Source organism: Opacimonas viscosa (assembly GCF_024199005.1).
In the GTDB taxonomy this organism is placed as follows: Bacteria; Pseudomonadota; Gammaproteobacteria; order Enterobacterales; family Alteromonadaceae; genus Opacimonas; species Opacimonas viscosa.
The window spans coordinates 1-265 of record NZ_JANATA010000171.1; the positions used below are offsets into that span (position 1 = coordinate 1).

General features: G+C 38.5%; 1 protein-coding gene. It reads right to left on the reverse strand.

Annotation, left to right across the window (positions count from 1 at the left end):
- Positions 1-265 (reverse strand): phosphotransferase family protein (locus tag NLF92_RS13165; RefSeq protein WP_254102672.1); only part of this gene is annotated, 265 nt, incomplete at both ends.

Below are 265 nucleotides of genomic sequence, written 5' to 3' on the forward strand. Positions count from 1 at the left end.
TGCCATTCAATGAATAAAATGGTTTGACTTATCACATACCACTTCATTCTCGTTTTCAAGTTCTCAGTTAGTTCAACCCCATAATGCTCAAGCCATTCTTCCCACTGAGATGGATTGATGTACCAATAAAGCAATAAACCTAAATCAATAGCAGGATCTGCAATCATCGCTCGGTCCCAATCGATTAAATATAGCTGCGTATTCTCTCCAAGCATCCAGTTATTGTGGTTCACATCACAGTGACATACCACATATTTATCTGTCT